The organism is Vibrio sp. 2134-1 (assembly GCF_033339495.1).
On sequence record NZ_JAWOUS010000130.1, the window covers coordinates 1 to 1,098 of the forward strand.

Annotated in this window: 2 protein-coding genes; both read right to left on the reverse strand. The window is 47.9% G+C overall.

Features of this window, described 5'->3' with window-relative positions:
- On the reverse strand, window positions 1-973 hold a 973-nt coding region (locus tag R7R78_RS24385), incomplete at its 3' end, for a flagellar motor protein MotA (protein ID WP_225474407.1).
- On the reverse strand, window positions 974-1,098 hold a 125-nt coding region (locus R7R78_RS24390), incomplete at its 5' end, for a DUF3450 family protein (RefSeq protein ID WP_225474408.1).

Genomic DNA, 1,098 nt, shown 5'->3' on the forward strand with positions numbered 1-1,098 from the left:
CTTCGACACTTCGATGTTTGTCGTTTTGATAAACAGAAAGAACGCGACCTAGGGGGTTATCTTCTGCTTTGGTTGGATTCTTTAGCTGCTTCGCGATTTTTTGGCGAGCAATGAAAAGAGACACACCGCGAACCAACGCGATAATCAAACCAATCGCTAATAGAACAAGGATGATCTGGCCAACTACGCCACCCGCATTTAGACGATCTTTCAGCGTTGGCGAGTTCGCTAGCTGTTCTAAAAGAATGCCACGCGATGGATCAATAACTAACGAATCCAATTCGCCGTTGGTGAATGCGCTCGCTGTCGGACCATTTTCTGGCTGACGCAAATAGTTCACTGCGTCACCGCGCTGGCCGTTCCATTTCACATAGCCATTGTCATCAAGTAGTGCCATTGCGCCAAGACGAACACCGTTGACTGTCTGTTCTTTACCTTCTCCATCGAGCAAAGTGAAAGAGACCTTCGCCAGTTCGCCACTTGCGGTAACTTGCTCTTCCATACTGCGCCACATCGCTTGCAACTGCTTCAACGTCGGTAGAGACTTCGCCGCGACAATAGCTTCAATGTCTTTTTGATATGAGTTGGCATCTACGCCTGTCACTGCGTGTTTCAGTTCTGACTCAAGCTCTTTCGCGTTTTGACGAACAACACCAAATAGTTCGCCTAGGCTGCCCGTTTCTAAACGCAATTTTTCTTCTAGCTGAGCCAGTTCCGCTTCATTTTCACTAAACGTGACGCTTAATGTATCAGCTTCGGCTTGAAGGGCTGCACGTTCAGCAACGAGCTTGTTTTTAATTGCTTGCAGCTCTTGTTCGGTTTTCTTGAAACCCGATTCACGTGACGCATTGTGCGTTTGTTGCTGACGATTTTCTTGCTGCGCTTTTTGCAACAACGTATCGCTCGCGAACGTTGTGTGAGGCATCATCGCCGCGGTTGAGATAAGAGCAACCGATAGCCATTTCTTGATCATTTACTTGCCCTCCGCAACCGTTAGTGACACTGGCAGAGTTAACATACTCGGTGCAATTTGTTTGTTTGCCATAGCAAACGCCTTATCTAGCTCGGTCTTTTGTTCCGAACCAACAGGCTGCCAGG